General features: G+C 56.5%; 16 protein-coding genes. 6 read left to right on the forward strand and 10 right to left on the reverse strand.

Annotated features, from left to right (window positions below):
• Positions 1-10: 10 nt before the first annotated feature.
• On the reverse strand, positions 11-2,257 hold the full coding sequence (gene ptsP / locus BFV67_RS17790; RefSeq protein ID WP_008499665.1) for a phosphoenolpyruvate--protein phosphotransferase: 2,247 nt from the start codon (positions 2,255-2,257) through the stop codon (positions 11-13).
• Positions 2,258-2,269: 12 nt separating this feature from the next.
• Positions 2,270-2,800 (reverse strand): RNA pyrophosphohydrolase, encoded by a 531-nt coding sequence (gene rppH / locus BFV67_RS17795; protein ID WP_013098553.1) that lies wholly within the window; start codon positions 2,798-2,800, stop codon positions 2,270-2,272.
• A gap of 683 nt (positions 2,801-3,483) precedes the next feature.
• Here rppH and mutH point away from each other — a divergent pair.
• The 3 genes from mutH to BFV67_RS17810 all read left to right on the forward strand — a co-directional run bounded on the left by mutH (position 3,484) and on the right by BFV67_RS17810 (position 5,695).
• The gene (gene mutH / locus BFV67_RS17800) at positions 3,484-4,176 is read left to right on the forward strand and encodes a DNA mismatch repair endonuclease MutH (protein ID WP_021242015.1); all 693 of its coding nucleotides are present in this window, start codon (positions 3,484-3,486) and stop codon (positions 4,174-4,176) included.
• 128 nt (positions 4,177-4,304) lie between these two features.
• The gene (locus tag BFV67_RS17805) at positions 4,305-4,523 is read left to right on the forward strand and encodes a YgdI/YgdR family lipoprotein (RefSeq protein ID WP_008499668.1); all 219 of its coding nucleotides are present in this window, start codon (positions 4,305-4,307) and stop codon (positions 4,521-4,523) included.
• A 131-nt stretch (positions 4,524-4,654) separates the two neighbouring features.
• The gene (locus BFV67_RS17810; RefSeq protein WP_021242016.1) at positions 4,655-5,695 is read left to right on the forward strand and encodes an NADP(H)-dependent aldo-keto reductase; all 1,041 of its coding nucleotides are present in this window, start codon (positions 4,655-4,657) and stop codon (positions 5,693-5,695) included.
• Positions 5,696-5,787: 92 nt separating this feature from the next.
• Here BFV67_RS17810 and lplT read toward each other — a convergent pair whose 3' ends face one another.
• Together lplT and aas are read right to left on the reverse strand one after the other, a co-directional pair.
• Entirely contained in the window at positions 5,788-6,981 is a 1,194-nt protein-coding gene (gene lplT / locus BFV67_RS17815) for a lysophospholipid transporter LplT (RefSeq protein ID WP_039024116.1), read from the reverse strand.
• Positions 6,974-9,133: a bifunctional acyl-ACP--phospholipid O-acyltransferase/long-chain-fatty-acid--ACP ligase gene (gene aas / locus BFV67_RS17820; RefSeq protein WP_069598747.1), complete on the reverse strand. Its 2,160-nt coding sequence runs from the start codon at positions 9,131-9,133 to the stop codon at positions 6,974-6,976. Before aas ends, lplT begins: the two co-directional genes overlap by 8 nt.
• 425 nt (positions 9,134-9,558) lie before the next feature.
• Here aas and galR point away from each other — a divergent pair, with 425 nt between their 5' ends.
• Entirely contained in the window at positions 9,559-10,575 is a 1,017-nt protein-coding gene (gene galR, locus BFV67_RS17825; protein WP_021242019.1) for an HTH-type transcriptional regulator GalR, read from the forward strand.
• Here galR and BFV67_RS17830 read toward each other — a convergent pair.
• Positions 10,536-11,021 carry a GNAT family N-acetyltransferase gene (locus BFV67_RS17830; RefSeq protein ID WP_021242020.1) on the reverse strand — a complete coding sequence of 162 codons (486 nt, stop codon included), beginning with the start codon at positions 11,019-11,021 and terminating at the stop codon, positions 10,536-10,538. The genes galR and BFV67_RS17830 overlap by 40 nt on opposite strands.
• A gap of 220 nt (positions 11,022-11,241) precedes the next feature.
• Between BFV67_RS17830 and BFV67_RS17835 the strand changes: the two genes are divergently transcribed.
• A complete protein-coding gene (locus BFV67_RS17835; RefSeq protein WP_008499674.1) occupies positions 11,242-12,279 on the forward strand; it encodes a LacI family DNA-binding transcriptional regulator in 1,038 nt (345 codons plus the stop codon).
• Here the strand turns inward: BFV67_RS17835 and lysA are convergent.
• Entirely contained in the window at positions 12,249-13,511 is a 1,263-nt protein-coding gene (gene lysA, locus BFV67_RS17840; protein WP_069598748.1) for a diaminopimelate decarboxylase, read from the reverse strand. The genes BFV67_RS17835 and lysA overlap by 31 nt on opposite strands.
• A 121-nt stretch (positions 13,512-13,632) precedes the next feature.
• Here lysA and BFV67_RS17845 point away from each other — a divergent pair, with 121 nt between their 5' ends.
• Entirely contained in the window at positions 13,633-14,559 is a 927-nt protein-coding gene (locus BFV67_RS17845; RefSeq protein WP_008499676.1) for a LysR family transcriptional regulator, read from the forward strand.
• Here the strand turns inward: BFV67_RS17845 and BFV67_RS17850 are convergent.
• The 4 genes from BFV67_RS17850 to kduI all read right to left on the reverse strand — a co-directional run bounded on the left by BFV67_RS17850 (position 14,554) and on the right by kduI (position 18,768).
• Positions 14,554-15,246 carry an aspartate/glutamate racemase gene (locus BFV67_RS17850; protein WP_069598749.1) on the reverse strand — a complete coding sequence of 231 codons (693 nt, stop codon included), beginning with the start codon at positions 15,244-15,246 and terminating at the stop codon, positions 14,554-14,556. The genes BFV67_RS17845 and BFV67_RS17850 overlap by 6 nt on opposite strands.
• Positions 15,247-15,379: 133 nt before the next feature.
• Entirely contained in the window at positions 15,380-16,813 is a 1,434-nt protein-coding gene (gene araE / locus BFV67_RS17855; RefSeq protein WP_227009946.1) for an arabinose-proton symporter AraE, read from the reverse strand.
• 293 nt (positions 16,814-17,106) lie between these two features.
• Positions 17,107-17,868: a 2-dehydro-3-deoxy-D-gluconate 5-dehydrogenase KduD gene (gene kduD / locus BFV67_RS17860; protein WP_008499679.1), complete on the reverse strand. Its 762-nt coding sequence runs from the start codon at positions 17,866-17,868 to the stop codon at positions 17,107-17,109.
• A 63-nt stretch (positions 17,869-17,931) separates the two neighbouring features.
• Entirely contained in the window at positions 17,932-18,768 is an 837-nt protein-coding gene (gene kduI, locus BFV67_RS17865; protein WP_069598750.1) for a 5-dehydro-4-deoxy-D-glucuronate isomerase, read from the reverse strand.
• Positions 18,769-18,939 lie beyond the last annotated feature (171 nt).

Consider the following 18,939-nt stretch of genomic DNA (forward strand, 5'->3'; position numbering starts at 1 on the left):
GAGAAAGGCTTTAGCGGCCGCCGCGGATCAGACCGCCCATACCGCGTCGTTCCATAAACGCCGCGACCTGGTGGCGAACCTCAGCAGCCAGCTGCGCCTCAAGGCTACGTTCTGCCAGTTCGCGGGCATCATTGATGTCAATATGCCGCAACAGATACTTCACGCGGGCAACAGCGCGACCGTTCATTGACAGATGGCGGTACCCCAGACCAATCAGGATCGCAACGCACATGGAGTCCCCGGCCATTTCACCGCACAGGCGTAAATCAATGCCGTACTGCTCCGCTTCACGGGCAATCATCGCTAAGGCGCGAATGATCGCCGGATGCAGGCTGTCATAGATACTGGCGACGCGGGTGTTGTTACGGTCGACGGCCAGAATATATTGCGTCAGGTCGTTCGTGCCGACAGAGATAAAATCAACCCGGTTCGCCAGCTGCGGCAGCATAAAGACCATAGACGGCACTTCAAGCATGACGCCGATCCGCGGTTTCGGAATCGCATAACCGATCATCTCTTCCACTTCACGGCCTGCACGTTCGATCAACCGGCGCGCTTCGTCGATCTCGTCGATGCTGGTGACCATCGGCAGCAGGATGCTGAGATTGCCCGTCGCCGCGTTGGCGCGGAGCATCGCGCGCACCTGGATCAGGAAGATCTCAGGCTGGTCGAGCGTAATGCGGATCCCACGCCAGCCCAGGCACGGGTTTTCTTCGCTGATCGGCATATAGGGCAGCTGTTTATCCGCCCCGACGTCCAGGGTTCGCAGGGTGACAGGTTTGTCGTTAAACATCTGCAGCATGCCCTGATACTGCGCCACCTGCTCCTCTTCAGAGGGAAAGCCACTCTGCAGCATGAACGGGATTTCGGTGCGGTACAGGCCAATGCCGTCGATGCGGCTGCCCAGCTTCTCTTCATGCTCAGGGCTTAAACCGGCGTTGAGCATAACTTTGATCCGCTCACCGCTCTTAAGCTGTGCGGGCAGGTTAACGTCATCTTCCGCCAGCTTGCTTAATTCATTCTCTTCGCTGATAAGACGCTGGTATTCCTGGAGCAGAACCGGCTCAGGATCGACCAGCAGCTCACCGCGATAGCCGTCGACCACCAGCGTACGGCGATGAAGTACCGACGGCTGAATGTCCGCCCCCATTACGGTAGGGATACCCAGCGCGCGCACCATAATGGCGGCGTGTGAATTGGCGGCACCATCGCGCACCACCACACCGGCCAGCCTGTCCTGCGGCAGTTCAGCCAGCGTCGTTGCTGAGAGTTCATCGGCGACCAGAACAAACCGTTTTGGCCAGGCGTTCGGCCCCTGAATGGTGTCATCAAGATGGAACAGCAGGCGCTGCCCCAGGGCGCGCAGATCGCCTGCGCGCTCTTTCAGGTAACCGTCGGTCAGTGCCGCAAATTGATCGGCAAATTTTTCGATGACCTTCTTAACCGCCCACTCCGCGACCGAGCCTTTATCCACTTCCGCAAAAAGCTCACGGCGCAGGCGCGCATCGGAAAGCAGGTGCGAATAGAGGTCAAAGATGGCCGCCGTCTCTTTTTGCGCGCCTGCGGCAAAGCGCTTGCTGTAGCGACGAAATTCATTCGCGGCCTCTTCCAGCGCGGCGGTAAGACGCTCGCGCTCCAGCGCTTCATCAAGCGTTGAGGCTTCGTAAACCTGCTCCATGAGCGGCAGCGTGGCATCCATCCAGCCTTCAGCAATCGCCACGCCTGGCGAGGCCGGAAGGGCACGAATGCGCGTATGGCGATACTGGCCAAAGAGCGCGGCAAGCTGAGACTGGGAAAGGATCGCCGCCATCTGCGTGGCCAGCGTGACGAGGAATGACTCCTCGCTTTCGTCGTACTGACGTAGCTCACGCTGCTGGACAACCAGCACGCCGAGAAGCTGGCGACGCTGGATAATCGGCACGCCAAGGAAAGCGCGGAAGCGCTCTTCTTTTACGGAAGGAATGTATTTAAAGCTGGGGTGTTTTTGCGCGTCAGCAAGGTTAATGGGTTCAGCCAGTCGCCCAACCAGACCCACGATACCCTCATCAAATGCGAGCGTTACGGTGCGTCCACGCGGTTTTTTCAAACCACGGGTCGCCATCAGGTAATAGCAGCGCCGATCGTGGTCGGCCAGATACACCGAACAGACCTCGGTCTCCATCGCAAGACAGATGTCGGTGACCAGAATATTCAGCGCCTCGTTCAGACGCGGCGCGCTGGCCACCTTCTCGACTATTTCTCGCAAGCGGGTGAGCATGATTTGCGTAGCTTAACCTCTTTTACGTCGCCAGGCAGGTGCGCTCTGCGGCTTAGGCGGGATCTCCTGAAGCTGCATCACCACACTTGCAAACTCTTTCATCACCCTACGGTAAACATCGCGCTTAAATGACACGACCTGACGAACAGGATACCAATAGCTCACCCAGCGCCAGCCATCGAACTCCGGCGTACTGCTGGTTTGCATATTGATGTCTGAATCGTTGCCCACCAACTGCAACAGAAACCACTTCTGTTTCTGGCCGATACAAACCGGCTTTGTGTCCCAACGCACCAAACGTTTCGGTAACTTGTAACGCAACCAGTTGCGGGTCGAAGCCAGGATGCGAACATCTTTTCGGCTCAAACCGACCTCTTCAAAAAGCTCCCGGTACATCGCTTGTTCTGGGGACTCTCCAGGATTGATCCCGCCTTGCGGGAACTGCCAGGAGTGCTGACCATATCGACGGGCCCACATCACCTGGCCCTGACGATTACAAATTACTATTCCTACGTTTGGGCGGTAGCCATCGTCATCAATCACCGGACTACCCCAAACTAAACCTTATATATGAATGATTGTTTCACACTACAGGGAGGCGGTAAACCACTCTCTTACAGGCCTGCAACCTAATAACAATTGAATAACTCACAAATATGTGCGGAGTTATAAACAGAAGTGAGACAGCAAAGGGAATTTTATTCACCTTTTCTGTGGATATAGTTGTGAAGAAGTGTCTGATTACCGATGAACAACCTCAAGCGCCGCGAAAGACCCTTTTATACCCCACCTAATTAATATGATTATTTTCATATAGTTATACGTATTTACATAAACAAAAAACTGATTAGCGTGACGATCGTCACATCAGGTATCGTCGCACTGATGAAAGATCGAACAGCGTCGGTTTTATCCACAGATTGTGCCAATAACTTAGTCACAATTTGTTTGAAAATTCGATTTTCATCGCACGTCAAGGCTGTAAATGGAAACAGTAGTCAGGGTTATGCCCAGTTATCCCATTTTTCTGTGGATAACATGGTGTAAGATCCTGTTCATTGTCAGTGACCAGATTTGAACAACCGGTTTTCTCACCCAGGCGGAACGATTTCAGACCAATAAAAAATCCTATAAATCATAGAGATGTCATATTGGTACAGAAATAGTTAAACTCTATCCACAGGGGACAATTTCTTCGTTTATTTTTTAATCAAAAGGTTACCGTCATGCACCCGCTTACACCCTTGCTCTCACCGCCGTCCAGCGAGAGCCAGTTGCTACTGCAGGCACAGCGTCTGGCTGGCTTTTCGCTTGGCGAGCTGGCGGCAATGGCCGGGCTTCCGATCCCAAAGGATCTGAAGCGGGATAAAGGCTGGATCGGTATGCTGCTGGAGCTGTGGCTGGGTGCCAGCGCAGGGAGCAAACCCGAGCAGGATTTTGCAGCCCTTGGCGTGGAGTTAAAAACCATCCCTGTAGACCGCCAGGGCAAGCCGCTTGAGACCACCTTCGTCTGCGTTGCGCCATTAACCGGCAATACCGGCGTAACCTGGGAAACCAGCCACGTTCGCCATAAGCTGAAGCGCGTACTGTGGGTACCGGTTGAGGGTGAGCGTCAGATCCCCCTGGCCGACCGACGCGTTGGCGCGCCGCTGCTCTGGAGCCCTGACGAGGATGAGGAGCATCAGCTGCGTCTGGACTGGGAGGAACTGATGGACATGATTGTGCTTGGGCAGGTAGAGCGTATCACCGCCCGACACGGAGAAGTATTACAGCTGCGTCCGAAAGCGGCCAACAGTAAAGCACTTACCGAGGCAATCGGCGCGCAGGGCGAGCCTATCCTGACGTTGCCGCGCGGTTTTTATCTCAAAAAGAATTTCACCGGTGCACTACTCGCACGTCATTTCCTGTTGAAAACATAGTTTTTTACTTATTTTGAGAGCTCTCGAACATAATCGACTGCTTTTTAAGATTTTACCGCTTCCTCAAGTCGCCATATCGGGTTAATACTAGATTATGATTTGATACAAGCCAGATGAGGACGATAACGATGAAAAAATGGGCAGTGTTAGTGTCAGCAGTCGGTTTAGCGTTTGCTGTATCGGGCTGTAGCAGCGATTACGTCATGGCGACAAAAGATGGTCGAATGATCCTGACCGACGGCAAACCCGAAGTCGACGATGATACCGGTCTGGTCAGCTACCGCGACCAGGAAGGCAATAAAATGCAGATCAATCGCGACGAAGTCTCGCAAATTATCGAGCGATAAACAGAGAGAGGTCAGTCGCTTGCTGGCCTTTTTGATTTTTTTCTTCCCCTTTTGCTTCCCCTCTGCCATGTTTATATTCCTTTGTCGGGCACGGCCTGACGCGGTCTATAAGTCTACTGAGGAAGCCGGCTATGCATTATCACCGTATCCCCCACAGCGCTCTGGAAATTAGCCAACTGGGGTTGGGCACGATGACATTTGGTGAACAAAACAGCGAAGCCGATGCCCATGCACAACTCGATTACGCCGTCAGCCAGGGCATTAACCTGATTGATGTCGCAGAGATGTACCCTGTACCGCCACGTCCTGAGACGCAGGGACTTACCGAAACCTACGTCGGTAACTGGCTGGCAAAACGCGGCAACCGTGAAAAGCTGGTGATTGCCTCCAAAGTCAGTGGCCCCGCGCGCAACAACGATACCGGGATCCGCCCGAACCAGATCCTCGATCGCAAAAATATCCGCGCCGCGCTGGACGCCAGCCTCAAGCGTCTGCAAACCGACTATCTCGACCTCTACCAGGTGCACTGGCCGCAGCGGCCTACCAACTGCTTTGGTAAGCTCGGCTACAGCTGGAATGAGAGCGCCCCCACCGTAACGCTGCTGGAAACGCTGGAAGCGCTGACCGAATGCCAGCGTGCGGGAAAAATCCGCTACATTGGTGTCTCTAACGAAACGGCCTTTGGGGTCATGCGCTATCTGCACCTGGCGGATAAGCACGATCTGCCGCGTATCGTGACTATTCAGAACCCGTACAGCCTGCTTAACCGCAGCTATGAAGTGGGTCTGGCCGAAGTGACGCAGTATGAAGAGGTGGAGCTGCTCGCCTACTCCTGTCTCGGCTTCGGCACGCTGACGGGGAAATACCTGAACGGTGCGAAACCGGCCGGTGCGCGTAATACCCTCTTTAGCCGCTTTACCCGCTACAGCGGCGAGCAGACGCAGAAAGCCGTTGCCGCCTATGTGGATATCGCGAAGCGTCACGGTCTTGACCCTGCGCAGATGGCGCTGGCCTTCGTGCGTCGTCAGCCGTTTGTTGCCAGCACCCTGCTGGGCGCAACCACCATGGAACAGCTGAAAACCAATATTGAGAGTTTCCATCTGAACCTGAGTGAAGAGGTGCTAGCGGAGATTGAAGCGGTGCATCAGGTTTATACTTATCCAGCACCGTAGCCTGATACTTTTGCCCGGTGGCGCTACGCTTACCGGGCCTGCAGGTGCGCAAACCCAGGCCGGGTAAGGCGAAGCCGCCACCCGGCTATATATCAACGGCGACGTTGCCAGAGCCATAATGCAGCAATCGCAATCGCAAACAGCCCGCCAAACCCGACGCCAATCCCCACCACCGGCACACCCACTTTTACCGCCAGCGAGTAGAGTCCCAACATTAACAGCATCGCCAGGTTTTCACCCAGATTTTGTACCGCGATGGCATTCCCCGCCCCGACGGTTTGCTTGCCCCGTTCCTGCAGCAACGCGTTCAGCGGCACCACGAAGAAGCCCCCCAGGATACCAATCAGGATCAGGAGGGCATAAGCGGGCAATAACGCATGCTGCAGCGAGAAGATCAGCACCACCACGCCAATCAGGATCCCGGCGGGCATGCAGCGTGCAACCGTCTCAAGCGTCACCAGCTTCGCTGCCGCACCTGCCCCGACAACAATGCCGATGGCCACCATCGCATTAAGATAGGTTGGCGTCGCGTTGTCCGTAATGCCCAGCGCCACCGGCACCCACAGGACCAGCAGGAAGCGCAGCGTAACGCCCGCGCCCCAGAACATACTGGTCCCCATCAGGGAGAAACGCGTTTCACCGTTACGCCACAGCACGCGGCAGGCATTAAAGAAGCTGCCGGTCATCGGTTTAACGCGCCAGGACTGGCCCGGGCGAGCCACCGGCAGCTTCGGAATAAACAGGTTCGCCACGACCGCCCCGCCATACACCACCGCACACACGCCCAGTGCCGCCAGCACATGCCAGTCGGCCAGCACGCCGCCCGCGACGGATCCGAGCAGAATAGCGGCAATGGTTGACGATTCCATCAGGCCGTTGGCTTTCACCAGCTTATCCCCGGTGGTCAGCTCTCCGAGGATGCCGTACTTCGCCGGCGAGTAGGCGGCGGCCCCAATGCCCACCAGCGTATAGCCAATAAACGGATTGAAGCCAAAGCAAATGCTGGCCGCCCCCAGCAGCTTGAGGCCGTTGGCAAACATCATCACCCGGCCTTTCGGGAAGCTGTCCGCCACCTGTCCCACAAATGGAGCAAAAATAATGTAAGCGCCCACAAACACCATCTGCAGGATCGGCTGACTCCAGTCGGGGTAAAACTCGGCTTTCAGCAGCGCCAGCGTGGCAAACAGCAGCGCGTTATCACCGAACGCAGAGAGAAACTGCGCGGCGATGACGGCCATCATGCCTTTCGACCTGAGGGATGTGTTAGTGTGTACTGACTCACGCATTTTGCTGTTCCGCCTCTTCAACCATGCCTTTCAGGGTCACGAAATCGGGCTTCCCGCTGCCCAGCACCGGGAGCTGTTTCAGGTAGCGAATATCGCGCGGCACGGCCAGTTCAGGAATACCGTGTTCGCGTGCATAGCTCAGTAATCTGTCGCGCTTAAGCTCACTGTCGGTCGTAAACAGTACCAGCGCCTCACCTTTGCTGGCATCGCTCTTCACGACGGTGGCGTGCATCTTCTCGGCGGACACGGCCGTCGCCAGTTGCTCTACCATTTCCAGAGAGACCATTTCGCCGGCAATTTTGGCGAAGCGTTTTGCGCGTCCCTGGATCTGTACAAAGCCTTGTTCATCAAAGCGGACAATATCACCGGTGTCGTACCAGCCGGTTTCAACCTCGCCGTTGACGTTCTCCGCCGTCGGCGCTTCCAGCACGCCCGGATTTTCCACGCGCAGATACCCGTTCATCACGTTTGGCCCTTTCAGCTGCAGGCGGCCACCGTCCTCTATGCCCGGCACCGCCAGCAGACGCGCGTCCATCCCCGGCAGAATGCGGCCAACCGTTCCCGGTTTCGCCGCCATCGGCACGTTAATCGAGACCACGGGCGCACACTCGGTCACGCCATAGCCTTCGAGAATGCGCAGACCAAACTTGTCCTGCCAGATCTGACGCGTGCTCTCCTGCAGTTTTTCCGCACCGGCCACCACATACCGCACGCGATAGAAGTCATACGGATTGGCAAAACGCGCATAGTTCCCCAGGAAGGTAGAGGTCCCGAACAGCACGGTACAGTTACGGTCATACACCAGCTCCGGCACGATGCGGTAATGCAGCGGGCTTGGGTAAAGGAACACTTCTGCACCGGTCAGCAGCGGCGTGAACAGCCCCACCGTCAGGCCAAAGGAGTGGAACAGCGGCAGCGCCGACATAAAGCGGTCGTTCGCGGTAAAGTCGGCGATGCTTTTAATCTGCTCGACGTTCGCCAGAATGCTCTTGTGGCTGTGGACGACGCCTTTTGGGTTGCCTTCAGAACCCGACGTGAAGAGGATAATCGCGTCATCTTCCGGCTGCTGTTTGACCTGGGCCAGACGCGGCATCAGCAGATGCGCAAAAATCCACAGCTTGTCGCCGGTGGTCACGTCCGCTTTCAGATCTTCCAGGAAGACCCAGCGCACCTGAGTGAGCTGCTCGGGAAGATGCCAGAGCTTGCCTTTGTCCAGGAACTGGCGGGAGGTAAAGACGGTATTAATCTGAGCGGCAGTAATGGCGCTGGTCAGCCCCTTCACGCCCGCCGTGTAGTTCATCATCGCCGGGATCCGGCCCCGGGAAACCGCGCCGAAAATCACCGCCGCGCTGATGCCCGCGTTAGGCAGCATCAGGCCAATCTTTTCGCCCTTTTTGCTGTACTTCTCCAGAATACGCCCCACAAACAGGGTTTTGGTCAGCAGCTTGCGATAGGTATCCGGGGTAAAGTTAATGTCTTCGATGCAGTTTTTCTTCGCGCCATAGCGGTACTGCGCGGAAAGCAGGGATTCGTAGAGCGTTTCGCGCGGGCGCACGGCCATACGCGCTTCCATCATGATCTGATGCAGCATTTCCCCGGCGATTTTACGGCGATCGCGGGCACGCGGCGCGTCGGGCATCGGTAATGACGTTGGCGGCAGGATATGCAGCGTGATTTTGGGGAACAGACGCTGCTTCACCAGCCCCTTCAGACGGCTGAAATGGGTCAGCTCCGCGCCTTCAATACGCAGCGGCACCACGGTCGCTTTTGACTTCGCCGCAACAAACCCCGCGCCGTCGTAGATTTTCATCAGCGAACCGGTCACGGAGATCCGTCCTTCAGGGAAAATGACCACCGGACGCCCCTGCTCGACCAGACGTACCAGATGCTTAATCATCATCGGCTTTGTCGGGTCGAGCGGCACAAAATCAATCAGCGGCGAGAGCCAGCGCATGTACCACTGCTGGCTGATGGAGGTATACACCGCAAACACCGGACGCACGGGCAAAAACAGCGCCAGCAGGATGCCGTCTATAAAGGAAACATGGTTTGGTGTGATCAAAACGCGTTCGCCGCTAAGCGTCCGGGTGTCGCCAGTGATGCGGATGCGAAAAAGAATACGGAAAAGCGTACGGAAGAACCCAAATAGCATCTCAACTCCCTTTGCCAGCCAGTGTGGAGGGTTATTAGTAAATGGTGGCAGATTACACGAGAAGTGATAAGGGAGCGACAGCAAAAGTGAAGGCGAAAAAAAACCTGCGCATCCGCGCAGGTTGGTGCAAGAGATGAGTACGAAACCGTACTAAGAATTCTCACCAATCAATACCTCTGGGATCTCAACTGTATCAACCTCTTTAACGCCCTTGCTATCGGACAATCGCAACAGCCTGAGGCAAAGTGTAACTAAAGGTTCAGATTCACATTTTTCAGACATGACTGGGCGTGTAACGATTACACCGCCAGGGGTGTGCTGCGTCACGTTTGTGGAGAGCGGAAATCCGCTCCCCTTGAATGCACGCCGCTTTTCCGCAACACTATTTGGTGTGTAAACGCTTACCCCCAATAAGAAGGTAATGAATGGCGACAATAAAGGATGTGGCCCGTCTGGCTGGCGTGTCGGTGGCAACCGTCTCGCGCGTGATTAATGATTCACCAAAGGCCAGTGACGCATCACGTCAGGCGGTACAAAGCGCCATGGAATCCCTGAATTATCATCCCAATGCCAACGCTCGCGCGCTCGCCCAGCAGTCCACAGAAACGATTGGTCTGGTGGTGGGCGATGTTTCTGATCCCTTTTTCGGCGCCATGGTGAAAGCGGTTGAACAGGTTTCCTATCAGACAGGCAATTTTTTGCTGATCGGCAATGGCTATCATAACGAACAAAAGGAACGCCAGGCCATTGAACAGCTGATCCGCCACCGCTGCGCGGCGCTGGTGGTTCACGCTAAAATGATCCCGGATGCCGAACTGATTCACCTGATGAAGCAGATGCCCGGAATGGTGATTATCAACCGCATCATTCCCGGCTTTGAGAAACGCTGTGTGGCCCTCGACGACCGCTACGGCGCCTGGCTTGCCACGCGGCACCTGATTCAGCAGGGCCATACCCGGATTGGCTATCTCTGTTCCAATCACCCCATTTCTGATGCGGAAGACCGTCTGCAGGGCTACTACGATGCCCTGCGTGAAAACGGGCTGCCGTGTAATGACCGTCTGGTGGCCTACGGTGAACCGGACGAGAGCGGCGGTGAACAGGCCATGACCGAACTGCTGGGCCGCGGACGGAATTTCACGGCGGTTGCCAGCTATAACGACTCTATGGCCGCAGGGGCAATGGGGGTGTTGAATGACAACGGAATTGAGGTACCGGCAGAAATTTCGCTGATTGGCTTCGACGACGTGCTGGTCTCCCGCTACGTTCGCCCGCGTCTGACCACCGTGCGCTACCCAATCATCACCATGGCAACGCAGGCCGCCGAGCTGGCGCTAGCGCTGGCTGAACAGCGCCAGCCGCCGGAAATTACCCATCTGTTTAGCCCGACGCTGGTCCGTCGTCACTCCGTTGCGTCGCCTGCAGAAGCGCAGAGCGAATAACGGTAGAGGTGCACCCGCGTGTTGGGGTATTCCAGCCCATCACCGATATACTGCCAGCCGTAACGTTCGTAAAAGTCGCGGCAGGCAGACCAGAGATGGAGCTCCTCATACCCGGACTGCGCGGCGTAAGCGATAACATGCTGCTGAAGCTGCCCCGCCAGCCCTTTGCCTCGCGCCGCGTCGTCAACGTAGAGCGCCGCCAGCCACGGACAGAGATCCTGACGGGTGATCAAATCGCAGCGCCAGAGTCCCACCGTGCCAAGAAGCTGTTCGCCTTCAACGGCAATAAACGTCAACGGTAATGCCCCCGGCGTCTGGCTGTGCTCAACAATGCTGTGGAAAAATGCCCGAGGAAGCCCTTCGCCAAAGGCCTGCCAGATCCAGTCGGTAACCTGCTCTGCGAAGTGTGGCGCCTTGTAAAGCGGGAGGATGACAGCCTTATTCATGTTTCACCTGCATTTTCTCATGTATTTACTGGCCTGATGCTCCAGCCCGGTTCGGTGATTATCTTACCAGAGTCAGGCAATTGAGTTTGACTTCAGGCTGGCCGGACGAATCGTTACCAAAAAGCGTGATCGTGGCAGAGTTTTTGCGCTTCCCGCATCGCTTATACGGCATAAGCTCTGTGGTAAACTGCAGATCGTTACGTGGAAGCAGGAATATAGAATGGCAACAATGCTGGATGTATCACTGCGCGCGGGCGTGTCGAAGGCCACGGTATCGCGCGTGCTGAACGGCACAGGTCAGGTAAAAGAGAGTACGCGTCAGCAGGTGTTTGCTGCGATGGAAGAGCTGGGCTATCGCCCGAACTTTCTCGCGCGCTCGCTGGCTAACCAGACCAGCAACAGCATTGGTCTGGTCGTCTCGACCTTTGACGGCTTTTATTTTGGCCGCCTTCTCCAGCAGGCGTCGCGGCAGACCGAAACTCACGGGAAACAGCTGATCGTCACCGACGGTCACGACGCGCCGGAACAGGAAGAGCAGGCGGTGCAGATGCTGGCCGATCGCCAGTGCGATGCCATCGTGCTTTACACGCGCTACATGAGCGAAAAAGCGATCGTCAAACTGATGAACACCGTGAAAACGCCGCTGGTGGTCATTAACCGTGAAGTGAGCCAGGCGCCGGATCGCTGCGTGTTCTTCGAACAGCAGGATGCCGCGTTTAAGGCCGTGGATTACCTGATTGGCCAGGGCCATCGGGAGATCGCCTGTATCACCGTCCCGATCCACACGCCCACGGGTAAAGCACGGCTGATGGGCTATCGCAAGGCGCTGGAAAAGCATGGTATCCGTCTGGACGAGCGCCGGATAAAGTACGGCGATGCAGGAATGACGCGGGGATACGAGCTTTGCAAGGAATTGATTGCCGACGGAGTACCGTTTAGCGCCCTGTTTGCCTGTAACGACGATATGGCGCTGGGGGCGTCCAAAGCGTTGCACCAGGCGGGGCTGAAAATCCCGCAGGATATCTCCCTGTTCGGCTTTGATGATGCCCCAAGCGCGAAATGGCTGGAGCCTGCGCTCTCGTCGGTTTATCTGCCCATCGACAATATGATTGTCACCGCCATCGATCAGGCGATCCGGCTGGCAAGAAACCAGCCGGTCGATGCCATCCCGCCGTTTACCGGCACGCTGGTGTTACGCGATTCGGTCACAACGGGGCCGTACTTTCATCAGATGAGTTCTAAAGCCAGCAGTTCCTGAATGGTCTGGCGACGGCGGATCAGCCGCGCCTTGCCATTATCAAACAGCACTTCCGGCAGCAGCGGGCGGCTATTGTAGTTAGAAGACATAGACGCCCCGTAGGCACCGGTGTCGTGCAGCACAAGATAATCACCCGGCTTAACCTCTGGCAGCGCGCGGGTTTCCACTTTGCCGCCCTCCTGCTGGGTAAACACGTCACCCGATTCGCACAGCGGCCCCGCAACGACCGTCTCAACGCGCGGCGCCTGCGTTAAATCGCGGCCGTCGGCAGCCAGGGCGGTAATGTGGTGATAGCTACCGTACATGGACGGACGCATCAGGTCGTTAAAGCCTGCATCAATCAAGACGAAGTGGCGAGACCCCATCTCTTTCACGCTGCGGACCTGCGAAACCAGCACGCCGGCTTCCGCCACCAGGAAACGACCCGGCTCAATTTCCAGCTTCACCGCGTGGCCCAGATGCGCGGCAATTTGATCGCGCGCGGCGCTCCACAAACCGTAATAGTGATCGGTATCGATCGCCTCTTCCCCTTCGTGATAAGGAATGGAGAGACCACCGCCCGCAGAGATCGCCTCCAGATCCTGACCGAAGTCGACAACCTGACGCACCATCGCGCCGCACACCTGTTCCAGGTGGCCGTAATCCACCCCAGAGCCAATGTGCATATGAATACCCACCAGCTTCAGGTTGTAGCGCTGTAACACCTCCAGCGCGGCAGGCATGTCGGCATACCAGATCCCGTGCTTGCTGTTTTCGCCGCCGGTATTGGTTTTTTGGCTGTGGCCATGACCAAAGCCCGGGTTCACGCGCAGCCAGACGCGGTGGCCGGGAGAAACCTGACCGAGCTGCTCGAGCATATCCACAGAACCGGCATTTACCGGGATCTGCAGTTCGTGAACGCGCGCCAGCGTCGCATCGTCGATCACATCGGCAGTAAAGACGATCGCGTCGCTGTCGGCTTTCGGATCGTATCCGGCTACCAGCGCGCGCTCGATTTCGCCGAGTGAAACGGAGTCAACCTTCACGCCCTGCTCGCGCATCAGGCGCAGAATATGAATATTGGAGCAGGCCTTCTGGGCAAAACGCACCACGTCGAACTGATGCAGGGCGGCGATCTTCTCGCGGACGATCTGCGCGTCGTAGACCCACACCGGACAGCCAAACTCGGCAGGCAGGCGCAGCAGGTTGTCGGCGTTCAAATCGGTATCAGTCTGGTTCAGCGGGCGTGGCATGGTCTTCTCCGGATAAATGCGTTTTGATGATTACGCCACAGCGCAAGGAGAATAAAAAATATCGTTTTATCGCGAGTCTATGCAAAAATGATATGGACAGTTCTCTGCTTTCAGGTGCTCTATGCCCGCCGTCAATTTACGCCATATCGAGATTTTTCACGCCGTGATGACCACCGGCAATCTCACCGAAGCCGCACAGATGCTGCATACCTCGCAGCCGACGGTGAGCCGCGAGCTGGCGCGCTTCGAGAAAGTGCTGGGGTTGAAGCTATTCGAACGCACCCGGGGCAGGCTTCACCCGACGGTACAGGGGTTACGCCTGTTTGAGGAAGTTCAGCGCTCCTGGTACGGGCTGGACAGAATAGTAAGTGCCGCGGAAAGCCTGCGCGAGTTTCGCCAGGGCGAGCTGTCGATTGTCTGCCTGCCCGTCTTTTCGCAATCCTTTTTGCCGATGCTGCTGCAACCCTTTCTGGCCCGCTATCCTGAGGTCAGCCTCACCATCGTGCCGCAGGAATCTCCCCTGCTTGAAGAGTGGCTTTCGGCACAGCGCCATGATTTAGGGCTAACCGAAACCCTCACCACCCCAGCGGGCACGGCGCGCACGGAGCTGCTCTCGTTAGATGAAGTGTGCGTTCTGCCCGCCGGGCATCGGCTTGCCGGTAAGGCGGTGCTCACGCCGGAGGATTTCCACGGGGAAAACTACATCAGCCTGTCGCAGACCGACAGTTACAGACAGCTGCTGGATACCCTGTTTGCCGAGCATCAGGTCAAACGGCGAATGGCGGTGGAAACGCACAGCGCGGCCTCGATTTGCGCGATGGTGCGTGCCGGCGTCGGCGTCGCGGTGGTCAATCCACTCACGGCACTGGATTATGCCGGAAGCGGGATCGTCATTCGCCGCTTTAGCGTGTCCGTCCCGTTCACCGTGAGCCTGATCCGTCCGCTACACCGTCCGGCTTCCGCGCTGGTGGATGCTTTCACCGAACACGTCATGGAGCACGCGCGTCAGGTGGCGCTTCGCTTACCTGACCTGCAGGACCCATTATGACAGCATAAACGCCACGGCATCCGCAGCATGAATAGCGGTGGTATCAAATACCGGAAGAGGGCTTCGCTCAACGGGTACCAGCAAACCGATCTCCGTGCAGCCGAAGATCACCCCTTCAGCCCCCTGCTGCGCGAGTTTTTCGATGACGCTGACGTAGAAGGCGCGGGAGGTTTCGCTGAAGGTGCCGAGACAGAGCTCGTCAAAGATAATCTGATTGATGCGCGCCCGGTCTTCTTCTTCAGGGATCAGGCTTTCGATCCCAAACGCGCTGCGCAAGCGCCCGCGATAGAAATCCTGTTCCATGGTGTAGCGCGTGCCCAGCAGCGCTACGCGGCGCATCCCGGATGCCGCAATTGCGCGCCCGGTCGCGTCAGCGATATGCAGGAACGGCAGCGAGCAGCGGTTCTCAATATGCGATGCCACCTTGTGCATGGTATTAGTACAAAGCAATATCCCCTCGGCCCCAGCCCGCTCCAGCCCCAGCGCCGCCTGGGCCAGGATCGCCCCGGCTTTATCCCACTCGCCGCTCGACTGGCAGGCTTCGATTTCATGAAAATCAACGCTGTGCAGGAGCAGGCTTGCGGAGTGCAGACCACCCAGATGCTGTTTTACCCCTTCGTTAATCAGGCGATAATAAGGGATTGTCGATTCCCAGCTCATTCCACCTAACAGGCCGATCGTTTTCATCATCCCTCCTTTTCGTTGATTTCTTCTTTTAACACAACCGGTGCCAATAAAAAAAGGCGCTCTGTTCAGCGCCTTGTTAAACAAAAATCGGTTATCTCCTGCATACGTTGGGATACATAAACAGGCAATCCGATCACACGCCAATATTCCGCAGCTTCTCCCCGGCCATCAGCTTGCGCTCGATGTGTTCCAGCGTCACGCCTTTGGTTTCTGGTATCAGCCAGAACGTGACGCCAATAAATGCCACGTTCAGCACCGTATAGAGCCAGAACGTTCCCGCTGCACCAATCGCGTCCAGCAGCGTCAGGAAAGTCGCGCCGATGATCATGTTCGATACCCAGTTGGTGGTCGTGGAACAGGTGATGCCAAAGTCGCGGCATTTGAGCGGCTGAATTTCGGAGCACAGGATCCACACCACCGGCGCGGCGCTCATCGCGTAGCCTGCGATACACATCATGGTCATCCCGACAGAAAGCCAGGAGAGTCCGCTGGAAGCCGTGCCGTTATCAAACTGCATCAGGCAGTAGCCGAGGATCAGCGTGCCGAGCGCCATCACGCTGAAGCCAATTTTCAGCGCCGGTTTGCGGCCCGCCTTGTCCACGGTGAATACGGCAATAAAGGTGGCAAACATGAAGGTCAGCCCGACCACCAGGGTGGCGATCATCTGCTGTTCGGTGGTGGTGAACCCCGCCATTTTGAAAATGCGCGGCGCGTAGTACATGATGATGTTCATGCCGGTGAACTGCTGCATCGCCTGCAGCAGCATGCCGAGGAAGACCGCCCGGCGCACGTTGCGGTTGATTTTAAACAGCGCCCAGCCCCCCTGCTTGAGCTTCAGGCTTTCGCGGATCTCGTTCAGCTCCTCGCGGGCTTTTTCAGAGGTATCGCGCAGCATGCGCAGCACCTCTTCCGCCTCCACGTGGCGCCCTTTTTGCGCCAGCCAGCGCGGGCTGTTCGGCAGGAAAATCACTAAGACAATCAGAACCACCGCTGGCAGCGCCAGCACGCCGAGCATTGCGCGCCAGTTGCCGCTGTAGCTGAAGTAGGTGTCAGACAGAAACGCCAGCACGATACCCAGCGTGACCATCAGCTGATACATGCTGATCATCTTCCCGCGCACGTTCTCGCTCGCCATTTCGGAGAGATAAAGCGGTGCCGTGTAGGAGGCAATCCCCACCGCCACGCCCAGCAGCACGCGGGAAAGCAGCAGAACCTCAACGTTTGCGGCAAAAGCGGAGCCAATGGAGCCGGCGACAAACAAAACCGCTCCGGCCATCAGGCTGTATTTGCGCCCCAGGCGAAACGAGAGCCAACCGTTGAACAGCGCGCCAATGGCCGCGCCGAGCATCATGCTGCTCACCACCCACTCCTGCAGGCGGCTGCTCAGGGTAAAGTGATCGGTAATAAAGGGCAATGCACCGGCAATGACGCCAATATCCAGTCCAAATAACAGGCCCGCCACGGCGGCGGCAATAGAGACAAACTGGTTCATGCGGCGAGTATCACGCAGCGCAGCGGGCATTAGGGTAGAGTCATTTATAGATGTCATATTTTCCTGCCTGAACAGTGAAATTCGTTAAGTGAAATTACGAGATAGCGAGAAAAAGTGTCAGGCGGGAAAAGGTGAAGATATGGATTATTTAGCTGCGACATAGCGTTCTGTGATGGACATTACAATTTCAACTAACGCTGAATAATCACATGCTTTTACTAATCATCTAATTTTTAAAGATTAAAAGTGTGATGGCTGTCGTTCATGACTTTTTAGTATGGATTTTCCGTGTTTATCCATATGGATTTTGACAATTTTTAAGCAAAAAAAACCTCTGCCCAAAAGCAGAGGTCCAGACCCGATGCGGGCTATCGCGCCAGCCAGCCGCCATCGACCGCCACGGTGTAGCCGTTGATATAGTCCGATGCGGACGAGGCCAGAAAGACCACCGGCCCCATCAGATCGCCCGGAAGCCCCCAGCGCCCCGCCGGAATGCGGTCGAGGATTTCCGCGCTACGCTGCTCGTCCGCACGCAGCTGCTGCGTGTTGTTGGTCGCCATGTAACCCGGCGCAATCGCATTCACATTGATGTTGTGTTTCGCCCACTCGTTTGCCAGCAGGCGGGTCACGCCCATCACGGCGCTTTTGGAGGCGGTGTAAGACGGCACGCGGATACCCCCCTGGAACGAGAGCATGGAGGCAATATTCACGATCTTGCCGCCGTTCCCCTGCGCAATAAAGTGCTTTGCCGCCGCCTGGGACATGAAAAATACGCTCTTGATGTTCAGATCCATCACGTCGTCCCAGTCGCGCTCGCTGAAGTTGATCGCATCTTCACGGCGAATCAGCCCGGCGTTGTTGACCAGAATGTCGATGTGACCGAATTCCGCCACCGCGCGATCCAGCAGTTCAGGAATGGCATCGATTTTACGCAGATCGGCGGTCAGGCTCAGGAAGCGGCGGCCCAGGGCCGTCACGCGCTCGAGGGTTTCCGTCGGTTCAACGATATTAATTCCGACGATATCGCAGCCCGCTTCCGCCAGGCCTAACGCCATCCCCTGACCCAGCCCGGTGTCACACCCGGAAACCACCGCCACTTTCCCCTGCAGAGAGAATGCATCCAGAATCATGTTTATTCCTTACTCTTTCAGAGCCTGTCACTCACAGGCAGGTTTATGCGTCACTGCCCGCGACTAGCGCAGATCGCTGACCGCAACATGGTCCATATCATCAAAGACCTGGTTTTCACCCACCATTCCCCAGATAAAGGTGTAGGCTTTTGTCCCTACGCCGGAGTGAATAGACCAGCTCGGCGAAATCACCGCCTGCTCGTTATGCATCACGATATGGCGCGTTTCCTGCGGCTGTCCCATCATGTGGAACACGCAGGCGTCCTCATCCATGTTGAAATAGAAGTAGACTTCCATGCGACGCTCGTGGGTATGGCACGGCATGGTATTCCACAGGTTGCCCGGCGCAAGTTCGGTCAACCCCATGCTGAGCTGGCAGGTCTCCAGCACGTCCGGCACGAAGTATTTATTGATGGTGCGGCGGTTGCTGGTGAGGTTGTCGCCCAGCGTCACGGGTGCGACGTCTGCCGGGGTCACCTTTATGGTTGGACAGGTGGCGTGGGCCGGCGCGCAGTTGTAGTAGAACTTCGCAGGCCTGCTGGCGTCGATGCTGGCAAAGACCACGTCTTTCGCCCCTTTACCCACGTACAGCGCCTCGCGATGGCCAATCTCATAGCACCGTCCGTCTACGGTGATGGTGCCCGGCCCGCCGATGTTAATCACCCCCAGCTCGCGACGTTCGAGGAAATAATTCACGCCCAGCTGTTTACCGACCTCGCCGCCCACGGAGACGGTTTTCGTGACGGGCATAATGCCGCCCACAATAATGCGGTCGATATGGCTGTAAACCATGGTGTACCTGTCAGCCTCGAATATCTGCTCAACTAAAAATGCCTTGCGCAGCCCCTGCGTATCCAGCGTTTTGGCGTGCGCGCTGTGGATGCTTTCTCTGACGTCCACGGTAACCTCCAGATGTGGTCATGCCCGAAGGCGGGAAGTAAAACGAAACAGCGTTCCGTTTTACATGATGAGCACATACTATCGGCATAAAGTAGGCTTTTCAATTATATTTAAAACAACGTTTCATTTTTATTTTTGTTTATCGCGGAATTGATGCCCGGATCACGCTAA

Origin of the sequence: Enterobacter roggenkampii, from assembly GCF_001729805.1 — a bacterium.
GTDB classification, from domain to species: domain Bacteria; phylum Pseudomonadota; class Gammaproteobacteria; order Enterobacterales; family Enterobacteriaceae; genus Enterobacter; species Enterobacter roggenkampii.